Origin of the sequence: Leifsonia sp. SIMBA_070, from assembly GCF_046534635.1 — a bacterium.
Lineage (GTDB): Bacteria > Actinomycetota > Actinomycetes > Actinomycetales > Microbacteriaceae > Leifsonia.
Genome location: NZ_JAWRYK010000001.1, coordinates 1,445,223 through 1,461,615, shown reverse-complemented (window position 1 = coordinate 1,461,615; position 16,393 = coordinate 1,445,223). Strand labels below are relative to the sequence as shown.

Here is a 16,393-nt window from a genome sequence, read left to right as displayed (position 1 = left end):
GGACAGTTTCAGTGCCGGCGCGCAGCCCGTCTCGACTCGCCGTCGCGGTGGGAGCCGGACTCCGGCGTGGCGAGCACGTCGACCACCACCACGGTCACGTTGTCGCGACCTCCGTTGCCAAGGGCCGCATCCATCAACTGCTGCGCCGCGTCGAGCGGGGACGACCCCTCGCCCAGGAAGTAGCGGATGCCGTGCTCCGTCAGCTCTTTGGTGAGGCCGTCGGAGCACACCAGCAGGCGCGAGCCCGCGACGATCGGCAGCAGGAAGTAGTCGGGGACCGGGTCCTCGTTGAACCCGACCGCACGCGTGATGACGTTGCTGTGGGGGTGCACCTCGGCCTCCGCCGGAGTGATCGCGCCCGCATCGAGCAGCTCCTGCACGATCGAGTGATCGACCGTCAGCTGCTCGAGCGTGCCGTCGCGGTAGCTGTAGACGCGGGAGTCGCCGATGTTGAACACGAGCCAGTACGGCGAGCCGTCGACCAGGGTCAGGGCGATCCCGGTCACCGTCGTCCCGGTCCCGAGGTCGGTGTGGCCGACACCGCGGCTCATGTCGTCGACCGCCGCGCGGAGCGCCTCGGTCAGGGCGACCTCGCCCACGAAGTCGGCCTTCACCTTCTCGGCGAGCCGGGTGACCACCGCCGTGCTGGCGAAGTCCCCGGCGGTGTGCCCGCCCATCCCGTCGGCGACGGCGAAGATGGGCGACCGCGCAAGGAGGCTGTCCTCGTTGACGCTGCGCCGGTAGCCCGTGTCGCTGAGCGCCGCCCAGGAGAGACTGATGCGCGCGTCGGAATCGCCGGGGACGCCCACACTGTGGCGTCTGCTGCTGCGACCGATCTGGGTCACTCGCGTCCTTCGTCTCGTCGGGCCGTGATCTCGATGATATTACCGTCGCCGATCTCGACCCTCGCGCCGGCCGGGACGACGACGGACTCCCCCGGCCTCAGGCGGCGCGCGCCGGCTGGGCCGGTCACGACCGTTCCGTTCGTCGAGCGCAGGTCGGTGACCACGACGGCCTCCCCGGACTGCTCGATGCGGGCATGGGTCGAGGAGACCTCCTGCGTCGGGGAGACGACCGTCACGAGGCGCGGCGGGGCGCCCGGCTCGACGCGGGCGAGGGCGGGTCGGCGGCCCACCAGCAGTGGCGCGTCCAGCGGGAGCGTCTCGCCGTTCGGGAGGCGGGCGGCGAAGAGCCGGAGCGCGGCGGGCGCAGGCTCCGGCGCCGCGGGCTTCGAGGCCGGCGGCTCCTCGATGTCCACCGCGCCGGGCAACTCGTGCACCGCCGGGTGCACGGCAGGCGGAACGACTTCCGGGTCGACTTCCTGGTCGACCTCCTGAATCCCGCCTGCGCCGTGCCCGAACAGGCTCGAGCTGCGATTGCGGTCACGGATGATGGTCTCCTCCGCGGCTGGTCCCTCCGCGGGCGAGTCTCGCGCGGGCCCGGTCGCCGCGGCGGCCTCCCCGGAGGATCCGCTCGCCGCGTTGCGCTCGGCGCGGTCGATCGGGGTGAGCGTCCAGGTGAGCAGCTCGCCGTCGGCCACCCCGATCCGGAGCGGCAGGGAGCCGATGGCGAGTCGAGCGACCGGTCCCGTCGCCGCATCGTCGCCCTGGAGCACGAGCCCGGTCACGCTCCGGAACTCGGCCAGCACCCAGGGCTGGACGCCGGCGGCGGAGAAACGGCGCGCGCCTCCCACCGAGAAGACGTCGATCGCCGCCGAGCCCCGGACCACCGCGGTCACGGTGACCTCGCCCGCCGCGTTCGGCTCCGCCACCTCAGCGACCGCGAACGACCGCACACTGTCGGGCCCGGCCAGCGGGAACGCGCCGACGACCGACTCGATCGTTGCCAGGTCGGAGTCGGCGAGCCAGTACACGGCGTCGACGATCTCGTCGGAGGCGGTGCTCTCGACGGCGGCGACGAAGCGGCGCCCGGCGATGAGCAGCCAACGGGAGGGCCCGGCCGTGGGGGCGTACCGGATGAAGCCGCCTGTCATCGTCGGCTCCTCTCGTGGTCGATGCGAGTGTAGCCCGACCGCGGAGGGATCACCGACCGGATCGTGGACACCATGACCCTAGGATGAATCCGCCTGAGCGAAGGAGCGAGCATGGCCGAAGGCATCCCCGGTGTCCTGAGCGGGATCCGAGTCGCCGACTTCTCCCGCGTGCTCGCCGGGCCGTACGCCACCATGATGCTCGCCGACTTCGGCGCAGACGTCGTCAAGATCGAGAGCCCCTCCGGCGACGAGACCCGCGCCTGGAGGCCTCCGGTGGACGATACCGGCGAGTCGACCTACTTCGGCGCCGTCAACCGCGGCAAGCGCTCCGTGGTCTGCGACCTCGGAACGGCGGAGGGGTGTGCGAAGGCCGTCCGGTTCGCGCGGACCGCCGACGTGGTCGTCGAGAACTTCCGGCCGGGCGTCATGGAGCGTTTCGGGCTCGACGAGGCGGCCCTCCGCGCCGTCAATCCGCGGCTCGTCTACTGCTCGATCACCGGGTTCGGCCGCGACCCAGGAGGCGACCTCCCCGGCTACGACCTCCTGGTGCAGGCGGTCGGCGGCCTGATGAGCATCACCGGTGCGCCGGACGGTGAGCCGAGCAAGGTCGGCGTGGCACTCGTCGACGTGCTCACCGGTCTCAACGCGTTCTCCGGCATCCTGCTCGCGCTGCGGCAGCGGGAGTCGACCGGGCGAGGCTCGCGAGTGGATGTCGACCTCCTCGGCTCGCTCCTCGCCGCCCTCACCAACCAGGCCTCGAGCACCCTCACGACCGGAGCCGCCCCTGCGCGGCTGGGCAACGCCCACCCCAGCATCGCGCCGTACGAACTGTTCCGGGCCTCCGACCGGGAGCTCGTGGTCGCGGTCGGGAACGACCGGCAGTTCGCCGCGCTGACGACGGCGCTCGGACTCCCCGAGCTCGCCGACGACGTCCGGTTCGTCACCAACGAGGCGCGAGTCGCCCACCGCGTCGAGCTCCGGGAGGCGCTGGAGGCGGTGCTCACGACACGGCCGGCCGCCGCGTGGGTAGAGGTGCTCACCGCAGCGCGCGTCCCGGCCGGCCTCGTCAACGACGTCGCCGAGGCGTTCGCGTTCGCCCGGTCACTCGGGCGAGAGCCGGTCGTGACGACGGTCGACCCGGCAACGGGACGGACGTCCCGCCAGCCCGCCACGCCCATCCACCTCGACACCGCTCCCGCCGTACATCGGACCCCGCCCCCGCTGCTCGGCGAGCACGATGCCCGCTGGGCGGACGAGACTCCCGCAGCCGCGGACTCCGCTCGCGACCCCCGCTGACCGCATCCCGCACTCCCGCATCCCGCACTCCTGCATCCCGGCGAAAGGACACACCGTGACGACGACCCTCGACGAGGCGTTCACCATCGACCACCTGCTCTCCGACGAGGAGCGCGGCTGGCGGGACCGGGTGCGCGCCTTCGCGACCGAGCGCATCCGGCCGGTGATCGAGCAGGACTTCGAGGACCAGCGCTTCCGTCGCGAACTCGTCGGCGAGCTCGGCGCGCTCGGTGTGCTCGGCATGCACCTGAAGGACGAGGGGTGCGCCGGTGCCGGTGCGGTCGGCTACGGCCTGGTGTGCCACGAACTGGAGGCCGCGGACAGTGGCTGGCGCACCTTCGTGTCCGTGCAGGGCTCACTGGCGATGAGTGCGATATCGAAGTTCGGATCCGACGAGCAGAAGGCCGAGTGGCTGCCGCCGATGGCGCGCGGGGAGCGGATCGGCTGCTTCGCCCTCACCGAACCCGAGGGCGGCAGCGACCCGGCGGCGATGCGCACGCACGCCCGCCGCGACGGGGACGACTGGCTGATCTCCGGCACAAAGCGCTGGATCGGCCTGGCCTCCCTCGCGGACGTCGCCGTGGTGTGGGCGGCGACGGACGACGGCGTGCGCGGGTTCCTGGTCCCCACCGGCACTCCCGGGTTCGCGGCGACGCCGATCGGCGGCAAGCTGTCGATGCGGGCGTCGGTGCAGTGCGACGTCGTGCTCGACGACGTCCGGGTGCCCGCCTCGGCGCAACTGCCGGGGGCCCGCGGCCTCTCGGGCCCGTTCTCCTGCCTGAACGAGGCGCGGTACGGGATCGTCTGGGGCGCGATGGGCGCCGCCCGCGACTGCCTGGAGGTGTCCATCCACCGGGCGACGACCCGCGAGGTGTTCGGCCGTCCGATCGGCGCGACCCAGCTCATCCAGGAGAAGCTGGCGAACATGCTGGTCGAGTACGAGAAGGGGATGCTGCTCGCGCTGCACCTCGGCCGGCTGAAGGAGGCTGGCCGCCTCACGCCGACCCAGATCAGCGTCGGCAAGCTGAACAGCGTGCGGGAGGCGCTGGCGATCGCCCGCGAGGCGCGCACCATCCTCGGCGGCGACGGCATCACCAGCGCGTTCCCGGTGATGCGGCACCTCGCCAACCTGGAGTCGGTCCGCACCTACGAGGGCACCGACGAGATCCACACGCTCGTGCTCGGACGCGCACTGACCGGGCTGGCCGCGTTCGGGTGAGCGCGCGACCCACGACGCCGCACCCGGCGACTACTCCCCGATGTACGACCCGACGAAGTTCCGCAGTTCGGGTGTGTTCATGCCCGCAGCCTACTGATTTCGTCACCAGGATGCCCAGATTGGTGCGGAATCGCTTGCCCGATCCCCGATCCGCTGACAGAATCGGTCCATGAGTACCCCTCGGGCAACGAACGGCCAGAAGGCTGCGACCATCGATGACGTTTCGAAGGCGATCATCGAGCAGTTGCAGGTGGACGGCCGCAAGTCGTACGCCGAGATCGGCAAGGCCGTCGGTCTCAGCGAAGCGGCTGTGCGCCAGCGCGTGCAGAAGCTCACCGAATCGGGTGTGATGCAGATCGTGGCCGTGACCGACCCGATGCAGCTCGGCTTCTACCGGCAGGCGATGATCGGCGTGCGGTGCACAGGCGACACGCGTGCGGTCGCCGACAAGCTGGCGGCCATGCCGGACGTGGACTACGTGGTGCTGACAGCCGGCACCTTCGACATCCTCGCCGAGGTGGTGTGCGAGAACGACCTCGACCTCATCACGATGCTCAATTCCGAGATCCGGACGCTGGAGGGCGTGCTCTCCACCGAGACGTTCGTGTATCTGAAACTCCACAAGCAGTTCTACAACTGGGGAACGCGATAACCATGACGACAACCGTAGAAACGTTCGGCGAACCGATCGCGGCCGAGGAGGCGGCGCTGCAGGCCAAAGCGCGCGACCACCTGTGGATGCATTTCGCCCGTCAGTCGGTGATGGAGGAGGGCCACGGCGTCCCCATCATCACGCGGGGCGAGGGGCACCACATCTGGGACTCCCGCGGCAAGCAGTACATCGACGGCCTCTCCGGGCTGTTCGTGGTGAACGCGGGCCACGGCCGCAAGCGCCTGGCCGAGACGGCGGCGAAGCAGGCGGAGCAGCTGGCCTTCTTCCCGATCTGGTCGTACGCCCACCCCAACGCGATCGAGCTGGCCGACCGGCTCGCCTCCTACGCGCCGGGCGACCTGAACCGCGTCTTCTTCTCCACCGGCGGCGGCGAGGCCGTCGAGACCGCCTTCAAGCTGGCGAAGTACTACTGGAAGCTGCAGGGCCGGCCCACCAAGCACAAGGTGCTCTCCCGCGCCGTCGCCTACCACGGCACGCCGCAGGGCGCGCTGGCAATCACCGGCATCCCGGCCATGAAGGAGATGTTCGAGCCGCTCACCCCCGGCGGGTTCCGCGTCCCGAACACCAACTTCTACCGCGCCGACGAGATGGGCGCACCGAGCGACGACATCGAGGCGTTCGGCGTCTGGGCCGCGAACCGCATCGAGGAGATGATCCAGTTCGAGGGCCCGGAGACCGTCGCGGCGATCTTCCTCGAGCCGGTGCAGAACTCCGGCGGCTGCTTCCCGCCTCCCCCCGGCTACTTCCAGCGGGTGCGCGAGATCTGCGACAAGTACGACGTGCTCATGGTCAGCGACGAGGTCATCTGCGCCTTCGGACGCATCGGCCACATGTTCGCCTGCGACGAGTACGGCTACGTGCCGGACATGATCACCTGCGCCAAGGGCATGACCAGCGGGTACTCCCCCATCGGCGCGACGATCATCAGCGACCGCCTGTACGAGCCGTTCAAGCACGGCAACACGTCGTTCTACCACGGCTACACCTTCGGCGGTCACCCGGTGTCCGCCGCGGTGGCGCTGGACAACCTCGACATCTTCGAGGAGGAGCGGCTCAACGAGCGCGTGCGCGAGAACTCGCCGCTGTTCCGCGCAGAGCTCGAGAAGCTGCTCGACCTGCCGATCGTCGGCGACGTGCGCGGCGCCGGGTACTTCTTCGGCATCGAGCTGGTCAAGGACAAGAACACCAAGGAGACCTTCGACGACGACGAGTCGGAGCGCCTGCTCCGCGGGTTCCTGTCCAAGGCGCTCTTCGACGCCGGCCTGTACTGCCGCGCCGACGACCGCGGCGACCCCGTCGTCCAGCTCGCGCCGCCGCTCACGATCGGCCCGGACGAGTTCGTCGAGATCCGCCAGATCCTGGAGTCGGTGCTGACGGAGGCATCCAACCACCTGTAATTCGGCATCCGCTGGTCCCAACACGCCGTCACGTCCGTGACCATAACGGCGTGTTGGGACCACTGGGTTAAGGGGAGAGACATGGACTACCGCAGCGTCGGCTTCTGGTTCGACTCGATCGCCGAGCAGGAGGACGGCTTCCGCCCCCGGCCCGGTCTCAGCAGCGACGCGGAGGCGGATGTCGCCATCGTCGGCGCGGGCCTCACCGGCCTGTGGACCGCCTACTACCTGCAGGAGCGCGACCCGGACCTCCGGATCGTGCTGCTGGAGAAGGAGGTCGCCGGCTTCGGCGCCTCCGGCCGCAACGGCGGCTGGTGCTCCTCCCTGTTCCCGTGGTCGGCCTCCAAGCTGGAGAAGCGGTACGGCTTCGACGCCGCCGTCGCGACGCGGCGCGCCATGGTGGACACCGTCGACGAGGTGGGGCGGGTCGCCGAGACCGAGGGCATCGACATCGACTACGCACGCGGTGGAACGGTCACCTTCGCCCGGTCGGCGCCGCAGCTGGCGGCGGCCCGCGCCGAGTTCGAGGAGTCGGAGCGCTACGGCGTCGACCAGGTCGCGCTCTGGGGCACCGGCACCGTGCGGCAGCGCTTCAGGGCGGGGGATGCGGTGGCGGCGACATTCACGCCCGCGTGCGCGCGCATCCACCCGGCCAAGCTGGTGCGCGGCCTCGCGCGCGGCGTGGAGCGCCGGGGCGCGACGATCGCGGAGGGCACCGAGGTGCTGTCGTGGGATTCCGGGACGGTGCGCGCCCGCTCCGGCGGCGTCGACAGGACCGTACGCGCGGGCGTCGTGGTGAACGCCACAGAAGGCTACGGCTCGCAGCTGCCCCAGGTCGGCCGCCGCATCCTCCCGCTGTACTCGCTGATGATCGCGACCGAACCGCTGCCCGACGCCACCTGGGACCGGATCGGAATCGAGCACGGCCAGACCTTCACCGACTTCCGCAACCTCATCGTCTACGGGCAGCGGACCGCCGACAACCGGTTCGCGTTCGGCGGGCGCGGGGCGCGGTATCACGCCGGCAGCGCCATCCAGCCCGGCTACGACCGGTCGCCGCGGGTGCGCGAGCATCTCATCCGGACGCTGTTCGACCTGTTCCCGGATGCGGCGGGCGCCCGGATCACGCACCACTGGGGCGGGCCGCTCGGGGTGCCGCGCGATTGGCACGCGAGCGTCGGCTTCGACCGCGACGCGCGGGAGGCCTGGGCGGGCGGCTACGTCGGCGACGGCCTCAGCACGACGAACCTCGCCGGCCGCACGCTCGCCGACCTGCTCACCGGCTCCCGCACGTCGCTCACCGCGCTCCCGTGGGTCGGCCACCGCTCACCGCACTGGGAGCCGGAGCCGATGCGCTTCGCCGGCGCCAACGCCGGCCTCCTGGCCATGGAGTCCGCCGACCTGGAGGAGTCCGTCACCCGGCGCCCCTCCGTCGTCTCGCGCGTCCTCTCCCCTCTCCTCGGCCACTGACCCGCCTCCTCAAACGCACAACCCCCACCGTCGAGTACACGATTTCTGCACGTTTTCGGCTGCGAAACGTGCAGTTCTTGTGGACTCGACGGTGGGGGTTGGGGTGCGGAGGGGGTCAGGCGGCGAGGACGGCCTGGAGCTCGAGGGTGATGGTGACCTCGTCGCCGAGCAGCATGCCGCCGGTCTCGAGCGCCGCGTTATAGGTGAGGCCGAACTCTTCGCGGTTGATCTTGGTCTTCGCGGTCGCGCCGGCCTTGTAGTTGCCGTACGGGTCCTGACCGAAGCCGCCGAAGTCGAACTCGAAGGTGACCGGCTTGGTGACGCCCTTGATCGTCAGGTCGCCGTCGACCAGGAACTCGCCGTCCTCGTGGCGGACGCCGGTCGACACGAAGTCGATGGTCGGGTGCTCGTCGGCGAGGAAGAAGTCACCGGTGCGGAGGTGCGCGTCGCGGTTCTTGTCCTTGGTGTTGATGGAGGCGACGTCGGCCTTCGCGGTGACCTTCGAGTCGAGCGGGTTCTCGGCGGTGACGAAGGTGGCGTCGAAGTTCTCGAACACGCCCTTGACCTTGCTGATCATGAGGTGGCGGATGCTGAAGCCGACCTCGCTGTGGGTCGGGTCGATGGTCCAGGTGCCTGCCTTGTAGCCGGGGATCTCAATGCTCACGGATGTCTCCTAGAAGTCGCGCGCCGGGCGGCCCTTCCGCCCCGCGTCAAGACCATGCAAGCGCATCGATCTCCGGTCTATTCCGGAAATCCGAAAAAAAGTTGACGCGTCACTCTTTCGGCGCCAGCGACCGACGCAGTTCGAGCAGTTTCAGGGCGTCCGCGTCGACCTGCGCGACCGGGATGCGCCCCTGCTGCACCGCAGACACGACCGCATCGATCAGCGCGCCGGGGTCCTCCCCGGTCGGGATCACATCCAGCACCATCGTGTTGCCCGCGGCGATCGCCTGCACCGCGTTCTCCCCCGGATCCTGGTACTGCGGCAGCCCGGAGTCCTGCAGCATGCGCAGATCGTCGGTGATGGAGGCGCCACGGAACCCGAGCTCGTCCGTCAGCATGCGATGCCAGGCGGCCGAGAGGGAGGCGGGCGCCGCATCCACCTGCGTGTACGCGAGGTGCCCGAACATCACCAGCTCGGCTCCCGCTCCGACGCCGGCGCGGAAGCTGGGGGCGTCCCGCACGGCCCAGTCGGCTTTCGACACGGCGGTCGACGGGATGGCGTGGTGAGAGTCCGCCTCGCTCTCGCCGTGCCCCGGGAAGTGCTTGAGGGTGCTGAGCACCGCACCCCGCTCCCCGGCGACGGAGGCCGCGACACGTGCCGCAGACCCCGCCGGGTCGGTGCCGAGCACCCGGTCGGCGATGAACGACGACGGATCGGCGGTGACGTCGGCGACCGTGCCGAAGTTCACCGAGACTCCCGCCTGCTGCAGCAGCTGCGCCCGGCGGGCGAACGCGGCCTTCGTGGCCGAGGCGTCCTCCCGCCGGAGCGTCTCGGCGCCCGGCTGATCGTCCCAGGGCAGACGGGTGACGTCTCCGCCCTCCTCGTCGATCCCGATCAGCGGCGGCAGCCCCGGGTCGGAGGCCTTCATCGCCGCCGTCTGCGCGGCCAGCTGCGCCGGCGAGCCGGGGATGTTGTCGCCCATCAGGATCATGCCGCCGAGCCCGTACCGATCGATGAAGCCGCGCAGGGCCGCCGGGTCCGTGCCGGGAAGGTGCAGCATGAACAGGCTCGCGGCCTTCTGACGGAGGGTCATGTTGCTCAGCCGCTGACGGGCGTACGCGGCGACAGGGTCGGCCGAGGGCGCGGATGACGGCAAGGGCGACGATGACCCCGAGGCCGACGGCGCGCCAGGAACAGAAGACCGCGCCGACGCGCCCCCACGAGGCTCCGCTCCGGCACTCCGCCCTTCGCCCGGCGCCGCGGCTGCGCACCCGACGAGGGTCGCCGCCAGCGCCGCGGTCACGACCGCGGCCGTCCACCGCCCGGCTCTGCGCATCCCTCGATGCTAGCCGTCACCCCTTGACGGCGCCTCCGAGACCCGCGCTGCGCAGGAACAGCCCCTGGAACACGAGGAACAGGGCGATCGGGATGAGCGTCGAGATGGCGAGCGCCGCCAGGTACACGTCGAGCTGGATGGCCGCCTGCAGGGTGGGGAGGCGGACCGAGAGCGGCTGGATCGCCGGGTCGCGCAGCACGAGCAGCGGCCAGAGGTAGTCCTTCCAGGCGGCGATGATCGCGAACACCGACACGACGCCGAGGATCGGCTTCGACATCGGCAGCACGATCGACCAGAACAGCCGGAACGGTCCGGCCCCGTCGGTCCGCGCAGCCTCGAAGATCTCGCGCGGCAGGTTGTCGAAGAACCGTTTCACCAGCACGACGTTGAACGCGCTCGCGCCGGCAGGCAGCCAGACCGCCCAGAACGTGTTGATCAGCGACTGCCCGAGCAGCGGCGGGTTCAGGATGGTGAGGTAGAGCGGCACGAGCAGCACCACCGACGGCACGAAGAGGGTGGTGAGGATGAGCCCGTAGAGCACTCTCCCGTACGCCGGCCGCAGCACACTGAGCGCGTAGCCCGCCGTCGTCGCCACCAGGATCTGCGCCGCCCACGAGCCGGCGGCCACCCAGATCGTGTTGACGAACTGCACGTCGATGTGGACGGTGGACCACGCTGTGGACAGGTTCGCCCAGTCCACACCGTGCGGGAACAGCGCCATCGGCGTACGGAGGGTGTCCACGGTGGGCGTGATGGCCGACTTGGCGAGCCACAGCAGCGGTCCGAGGCCCACCACGAGCAGGACGAGCAGCAGGAGGCCGTGGACGGTCCGGGCGCCCCAGCGCACCCCGCTCTTGCGGCGGTCCGAGACGGAGAGGATGCCGCGGTCGCCCGCCTCCTCGCCCGCCCTGCGCCGTCGGCGGCGGCGACGCGGAGGCTCGGGCGCGCCGCCCTCCTCGATCACGTCGGCGAGGACGTTCCGGACTTCGGGCGGGAGGGAGGTCGTGGTGGTCAATTCTGGCTCCAGGACTTGGTGAGGCGGAAGTACACGAGCGACAGCACGGCAAGGAACGCCGCGAGGAGCAGGCTCAGCGCGGTCGCCGCGCCGTAGTCGCCGCCGAGCGAGTTCTGGAAGGCGTAGCGGTAGATCAGCAGCAGGATGGTCACCGTCGAATCGACCGGGCCGCCTCCGGTGAACAGGAACGGCTCGAGGAAGACCTGCGCCGTCCCGATGATCTGCAGGATCAGCGTGATGAGGAGCACGCCCCGCAGCTGCGGGAGGGTGACGTGCCAGATCTTCTGCCAGATCCCTGCTCCGTCGACTTCGGCGGCGTCGTACAGCTCGGGCGCCACACCGGTGATCGCTGCCAGGTAGATGATGATGGTGCCGCCCGCGGCCGCCCACGTCGCCTCCACCACCAGGGAAGGCATCGCTTGCACGGCCGACTGGATCCACGGCTGCGGCGGGATGCCGACCCAACCGAGGATCGTGTTGAAGACGCCGTCCGGCCGGGCGTCGTAGAAGAACTTCCAGAGCAGCACCGCGACCACCGGCGGGACCACGACGGGCAGATAGGCGAGCGCACTGTAGAGCCCCTTCGCGCGCTTCACCTCGCTCATCAGCACCGCGGCGATCAGCGGGATGGGGTAGCCGAGCACGAGCGCCAGCAGGGCGAACCACCCCGTGTTGCCGACCGCCGTCCAGAACAGCGGATCGTTCACCACCTGGACGAAGTTGTCCCAGCCGACCCAGGTCGGCGCGCTGACGAGGTTGGTGTGCTGGAAGCTCATCACGACGCTGCGCACGATCGGCCACCACGAGAAGATCCCGAAGATCAGGAGCATCGGCAGCAGGAAGAGGAGGGTGCTGAGCCCGCCGCCGCGGAGCCAGGTCGCGGGCGTGCGCCTCGGACGCACGCGCGTCCGGTCGATCGCTGTCATCGGGTTCTCCACATCGAAGAGGACGGGGCCGGCGGGAAGCACAGGGCTCCCCGCCGGCCGGTGGGTTCGTCGGCCTACTTGTCGGCGTCGACGAGCTTCTGGATGTCGCTGTCGACCTTGCTGAGCAGCTGGTCGACGTTCGCGTTCTTGTCGGTCAGCACCGCCTGCACGACCGAGTCGAGCGCGCCGTACAGCTCCTGCGTGTGCTTGTTCGGCTCCGGGACGAGGTCGGCGTCGAAGATCTTGTCGGTGAACGGCGCCACGTTCTCCTGCGGAACGTTGATCTGGTCCTTGATCCACGACATGTTCTGGTCGTAGGTGGCCTTGTCGAACACGGGGAGGGTGGGCACGCCTACCGGCTGACCCGACTTCACGAGAACCTTCGCGTCGGCGACCGCCTGCTCCTGGTTGAGCAGCTTCTGCATGTAGTAGAAGTCGATCCACTTCACCGCGGCGTCCTTCTGCGCCTGCGACGACTTGGGGCTCACCGCGGCGACGTTGCCGCCGCCGAGGACGCCCGCGTCGGAGTTGCTGGCGTCGATCGGCAGCATGGTCAGGCCGTAGTTCTTCGGGTCGACGTTGTTCTGCTGCACCAGGGAGGTGAGCACGTCGGAACCCGACGGGTACATCGCGATCTGACCGGCGCCGAACGCCTGGTTGATGCCGCTCCAGTCGAGAAGGAAGTTGCTGCCCGCCGCGTTGTCCTCCCAGCGCACGTCGTGCAGCCACTGCAGGGCGTCCTTGGTCACCGGGTTGTTCGTGGTGACCTTGGTCTTGCCGCCGTCGGTGGTCTCCATCCGGCCGCCGCGTGCGTAGACGGTGGTGGTCAGCTCCCAGCCGCCGGTGTTGCCCTGCGTCATCTGCATGTAGCCGGCGACGCCCGGCACCTTCTCGGAGATGGTCTTCGCGTCCTGGCGGACCTCGTCCCAGGTCGTCGGCGGCTTATCCGGGTCGAGACCGGCCTTCTGGAAGATGTCGCGGTTGTACGAGAGGCCCATGGCGTACGGGCCGTACGGGATCCCGTAGATCTTGTCGCCCGACTTCGCGACGGCGAGCACGTTCTCGTTGAACTTCTTCGCGTACGGCAGCTTGTTCACCTCGGCCGTGATGTCGGCGAGCTGGCCCGCCTGCAGCAGCGACTGCGAGTCGGTGAACGGCACGTTGAAGACGTCCGGGAGGGTGCCGCCGGCGAGCTGCGTGGCGAACGTCGGTCCGGTCCACTGGTATTCCTCGGACTTCACGACGATGTTCGGGTTGGCCTTCTCGAACTCCTTGACCCGGTCGTCGAACGCTTTGAACGCCGACTTGTCGCTGCCCGGGATGAGGCTGGCGACCGTGATGTGGACTTTGCCGTCCGCGGAGTCCCCGCCGGATGACGAGCATCCGGCCAGGAGCCCGGCCCCGGCGATGGTGATCGCGGCGACTGCCGCGATGGTGCGTGGTGACTTCATTGTCCGAACCCTTTCGAATGTGATGCGTGGATGGTGCGATTCAGGTGGTGAGGTGCTCCGCGGGCCGCTGCGTCCGCAGCCACACCGTGGAGTCGGGAGGGAGCAGCCCGCCGGCGAGCGGAGAGCTGCTGAGCAGGATCGCCTGGTGCTCCGGCAGAGCGACCGGAGCGCCGGAGAGGTTGGTCACGCTGGCGAAGGCGGCTCCGCGGGAGAACGCGAGGACGCCGTCGGGAGCGTCGAGCCAGACGAGCGGCCCGTCGCCCAGCCCCGGCTCGGCGCGGCGGATGCGGAGCGCCTGGCGGTACAGCCACAGCATCGACGACGGATCGCTCTGCTGCGCCTGAACGGTGAGCCCGGCCCAGTCCGCCGGCTGCGGAAGCCACGGAGGCGCCGTGGCGCCGTCGGGGCTGAAGCCGAACGGCGGGGTGCTCCCCCGCCAGGGCAGCGGGACCCGGCAGCCGTCGCGGCCCGGGTCCACGCCGCCGGAGCGCTCGTGCATCGGGTCCTCGCGCAGCTCGTCGGGCAGGTCCTCCACTTCCGGCAGCCCCAGCTCGTCGCCCTGGTAGATGTACAGCGAACCGGGCAGCGCGGCGGTCAGCAGTGCGGCCGCCCTCGCCCGGCGGCGGCCCAGCCCCAGATCGGTCGGCGTGCCCTTGCGCTTCGTCGCGAAGGCGAAGGACGAGTCGGCGCGTCCATAGCGGGTGACCGCCCGGGTGACGTCGTGGTTGGACAGCACCCAGGTGCTCGGGGCGTGCACCGGGGCGTGCGCCGCGAGCGTCTGGTCGATGGAGGCTCGCAGCTCCCGGGCATCCCAGGGACGGGCCAGGAAGTCGAAGTTGAAGGCCGTGTGCAGTTCGTCCGGGCGCAGGTACCGGGCGAACCGCTCGATGTCCGGCAGCCACAACTCCCCCACCAGCACCCGGGTGCCCGGGTAGCCGTCGGCGATGGAGCGCCAGTCGCGGTAGATCTCGTGCAGCTCGTCCCGGTCCTGCGTCGGGTGCTCTCCTGCGCCCGGCTCGTCTGGCACCTCGGGCAACGCCGGGTCCTTCACGAGCAGAGCGGCGGAGTCGATCCGCACGCCGGCCACGCCGCGGTCGAACCAGAAGCGCAGCAGGTCCTCGTGCTCGCGGCGCACCTCCGGATGGTCCCAGTTGAGGTCCGGCTGCTGCGGGCTGAACAGGTGAAGGTACCACTCGCCGGGTGTCCCGTCGGGGTTCGTGGTGCGCGTCCACGTGTCACCGGAGAAGTTCGAACGCCATTCCGTGGGCATGCCGTCGCCCGTCGCCCCGCGACCGGGCCGGAACCAGAACCGCTCCCGCTCCGGCGATCCCGGCGGCGACGCCAGGGCCTCCTGGAACCAGCGGTGCCGGTCGGAGACGTGGTTGGGCACGATGTCGACGATGGTGCGGATGCCGAGCCCCAGGGCTTCGCGGATCAGCGCCTCGGCCTCGCTCAGGTCGCCGAAGGCCGGGTGGATGCTGCGGTAGTCGGCCACGTCGTAGCCGCCGTCCGCGAGTGGGGACTCGTACCAGGGCGTGAACCAGAGCGCATCGACGCCGAGCTCCGCGAGGTACGGGAGGTGCTCCCGCACTCCGGCCAGGTCGCCGACGCCGTCGCCGTTCCCGTCGGCGAAGCTCCGCGGGTAGATCTGGTAGATGACCGCGCTGCGCCACCAGTCGGCATCGTCGGTGGGAGGCGCAGGCGCCGCGGCGCCGTCGGCGGTCGCCGAGCTGCTGTCGCCGTCCATCACGGTGAGATCCACACTGAGGCCCTTCGGTCGTCGCGACGGGCCGTGCGGCGCCGTCGTCGTTTCACCGAAATGTAGCTAACGCGACAGATCGACGCAAGAACTCAACAGTGAGTAATTGGTTTGCGTACTTTTGCGGCCGTTTGCGGCGTTACGACCTCTGCGGAGCCGGCCCCGTCGACCCACGCACGACCAGTTCGGGCTCGAAGAACAGCTCATCGCGGATCGCCGAATCGCTCGAGATCTGCCGGAGCAGCAGCTCGATGACGGTGCGTCCCATCGGCTCGATGGGCTGCCGGATGGTCGTCAGTGGCGGCTCCGTGCAGTTCATCAGAGCGGAGTCGTCGTAGCCGACGATCGACACATCCCGCGGGACGGAGAGCCCGGCCCGGCGTGCCGCCCGGATCGCGCCCAGTGCCATCGGGTCACTCGCGCACAGAATGGCGCTCACCCCTGCCGACAGGAGCCGGGTCGCCGCCGCCTGTCCCGCCTCCAGCGAGTACAGCGAGTGCACGACGAGGGACTCGTCCAGCGGCGCGCCCCAGCTCTCCGCGAGGCGCCGGGCGGCCTCCAGCTTGCGCTGCGACGGCACATGGTCGCGCGGTCCGAGCAACAGGCCGATGCGCTCGTGGCCGAGCGAGCGCAGGTGCGTCAGGGCCTGCCGCGTGGCGACCACGTCGTCGCAGGAAACGGTGGCGAAGTGGAGGGAGTCCACCGGCGCATTGACCAGGACGGTGGGCAGGTTCAGGTCGGCGAGCCGTGCGTAGTGGGCGTGGTCCGCATCCCTCTGGGCGTAGGCGCCGCCCACGAACACGACGCCGGACACCTGCTGCTGAAGCAGGAGGTCGACGTAGTCGGCCTCGGAGATGCCGCCGGCGGTCTGGGTGCACAGCACCGGCGTGTAGCCGTTCTGGGCCAGCGCACCCCCGAGGATCTCGGCGAAGGCGGGGAAGATCGGGTTCTGCAGCTCGGGCAGTACCAGGCCGACGAGCCGCGCGCGCTCCCCGCGCAGCTTGGTGGGCCGTTCGTAGCCGAGCACGTCCAGCGCCGTCAGGACGGCCTGGCGTGTCGCCTCCGACACTCCGGGCTTCTCGTTGAGCACGCGGCTGACCGTTGCTTCGCTGACGCCCACCTTGCGGGCCACTTCGGCGAGTCGTTTCGACATGGCGACAGTGTACGCAACTTCTTGCAGATTCGCGCAAGTCT

Annotated in this window: 14 protein-coding genes; 5 read left to right on the top strand and 9 right to left on the bottom strand. The window is 70.1% G+C overall.

The genetic code is table 11. The features are described 5' to 3' along the window. Positions 1 to 8: 8 nt before the first annotated feature. Both SB754_RS06865 and SB754_RS06860 read right to left on the bottom strand, forming a co-directional pair. Entirely contained in the window at positions 9 to 845 is an 837-nt protein-coding gene (locus SB754_RS06865; protein WP_410781593.1) for a PP2C family protein-serine/threonine phosphatase, read from the bottom strand. Continuing rightward, positions 842 to 1,993 carry an FHA domain-containing protein gene (locus SB754_RS06860; protein ID WP_410781592.1) on the bottom strand — a complete coding sequence of 384 codons (1,152 nt, stop codon included), beginning with the start codon at positions 1,991 to 1,993 and terminating at the stop codon, positions 842 to 844. The genes SB754_RS06865 and SB754_RS06860 overlap by 4 nt, the downstream gene beginning before the upstream one ends. Positions 1,994 to 2,104: 111 nt before the next feature. Here SB754_RS06860 and SB754_RS06855 point away from each other — a divergent pair, with 111 nt between their 5' ends. The 5 genes from SB754_RS06855 to SB754_RS06835 all read left to right on the top strand — a co-directional run bounded on the left by SB754_RS06855 (position 2,105) and on the right by SB754_RS06835 (position 8,048). After that, on the top strand, positions 2,105 to 3,289 hold the full coding sequence (locus SB754_RS06855; RefSeq protein WP_410781591.1) for a CaiB/BaiF CoA transferase family protein: 1,185 nt from the start codon (positions 2,105 to 2,107) through the stop codon (positions 3,287 to 3,289). Between the two features lie 55 nt (positions 3,290 to 3,344). Continuing rightward, positions 3,345 to 4,508: an acyl-CoA dehydrogenase family protein gene (locus SB754_RS06850; RefSeq protein ID WP_410781590.1), complete on the top strand. Its 1,164-nt coding sequence runs from the start codon at positions 3,345 to 3,347 to the stop codon at positions 4,506 to 4,508. A gap of 169 nt (positions 4,509 to 4,677) precedes the next feature. After that, the gene (locus tag SB754_RS06845; protein ID WP_310129075.1) at positions 4,678 to 5,160 is read left to right on the top strand and encodes an Lrp/AsnC family transcriptional regulator; all 483 of its coding nucleotides are present in this window, start codon (positions 4,678 to 4,680) and stop codon (positions 5,158 to 5,160) included. Positions 5,161 to 5,162: 2 nt separating this feature from the next. Further along, positions 5,163 to 6,578: an aspartate aminotransferase family protein gene (locus SB754_RS06840; protein ID WP_410781589.1), complete on the top strand. Its 1,416-nt coding sequence runs from the start codon at positions 5,163 to 5,165 to the stop codon at positions 6,576 to 6,578. An 81-nt stretch (positions 6,579 to 6,659) separates the two neighbouring features. Continuing rightward, positions 6,660 to 8,048, top strand: coding sequence for an NAD(P)/FAD-dependent oxidoreductase (locus SB754_RS06835; protein WP_410781588.1), 1,389 nt, complete (start codon positions 6,660 to 6,662; stop codon positions 8,046 to 8,048). Positions 8,049 to 8,163: 115 nt separating this feature from the next. Here SB754_RS06835 and SB754_RS06830 read toward each other — a convergent pair whose 3' ends face one another. The 7 genes from SB754_RS06830 to SB754_RS06800 form a co-directional block, all read right to left on the bottom strand. Beyond that, positions 8,164 to 8,712, bottom strand: coding sequence for a YceI family protein (locus SB754_RS06830; RefSeq protein ID WP_410781587.1), 549 nt, complete (start codon positions 8,710 to 8,712; stop codon positions 8,164 to 8,166). A 109-nt stretch (positions 8,713 to 8,821) separates the two neighbouring features. Beyond that, on the bottom strand, positions 8,822 to 10,048 hold the full coding sequence (locus tag SB754_RS06825) for a glycoside hydrolase family 3 N-terminal domain-containing protein (protein WP_410781586.1): 1,227 nt from the start codon (positions 10,046 to 10,048) through the stop codon (positions 8,822 to 8,824). Between the two features lie 16 nt (positions 10,049 to 10,064). Further along, positions 10,065 to 11,063, bottom strand: a complete 999-nt coding sequence (locus SB754_RS06820; RefSeq protein ID WP_410781585.1) for a carbohydrate ABC transporter permease — start codon at positions 11,061 to 11,063, stop codon at positions 10,065 to 10,067. Further along, positions 11,060 to 11,989, bottom strand: coding sequence for a carbohydrate ABC transporter permease (locus SB754_RS06815; protein WP_410781584.1), 930 nt, complete (start codon positions 11,987 to 11,989; stop codon positions 11,060 to 11,062). Before SB754_RS06815 ends, SB754_RS06820 begins: the two co-directional genes overlap by 4 nt. Before the next feature lie 74 nt (positions 11,990 to 12,063). Then, positions 12,064 to 13,440 carry an ABC transporter substrate-binding protein gene (locus SB754_RS06810; protein ID WP_410781583.1) on the bottom strand — a complete coding sequence of 459 codons (1,377 nt, stop codon included), beginning with the start codon at positions 13,438 to 13,440 and terminating at the stop codon, positions 12,064 to 12,066. A gap of 40 nt (positions 13,441 to 13,480) precedes the next feature. Then, positions 13,481 to 15,187, bottom strand: a complete 1,707-nt coding sequence (locus SB754_RS06805; RefSeq protein WP_410783276.1) for a glycoside hydrolase family 13 protein — start codon at positions 15,185 to 15,187, stop codon at positions 13,481 to 13,483. Between the two features lie 151 nt (positions 15,188 to 15,338). Further along, positions 15,339 to 16,352 (bottom strand): LacI family DNA-binding transcriptional regulator, encoded by a 1,014-nt coding sequence (locus tag SB754_RS06800; protein WP_410781582.1) that lies wholly within the window; start codon positions 16,350 to 16,352, stop codon positions 15,339 to 15,341. Positions 16,353 to 16,393 lie beyond the last annotated feature (41 nt).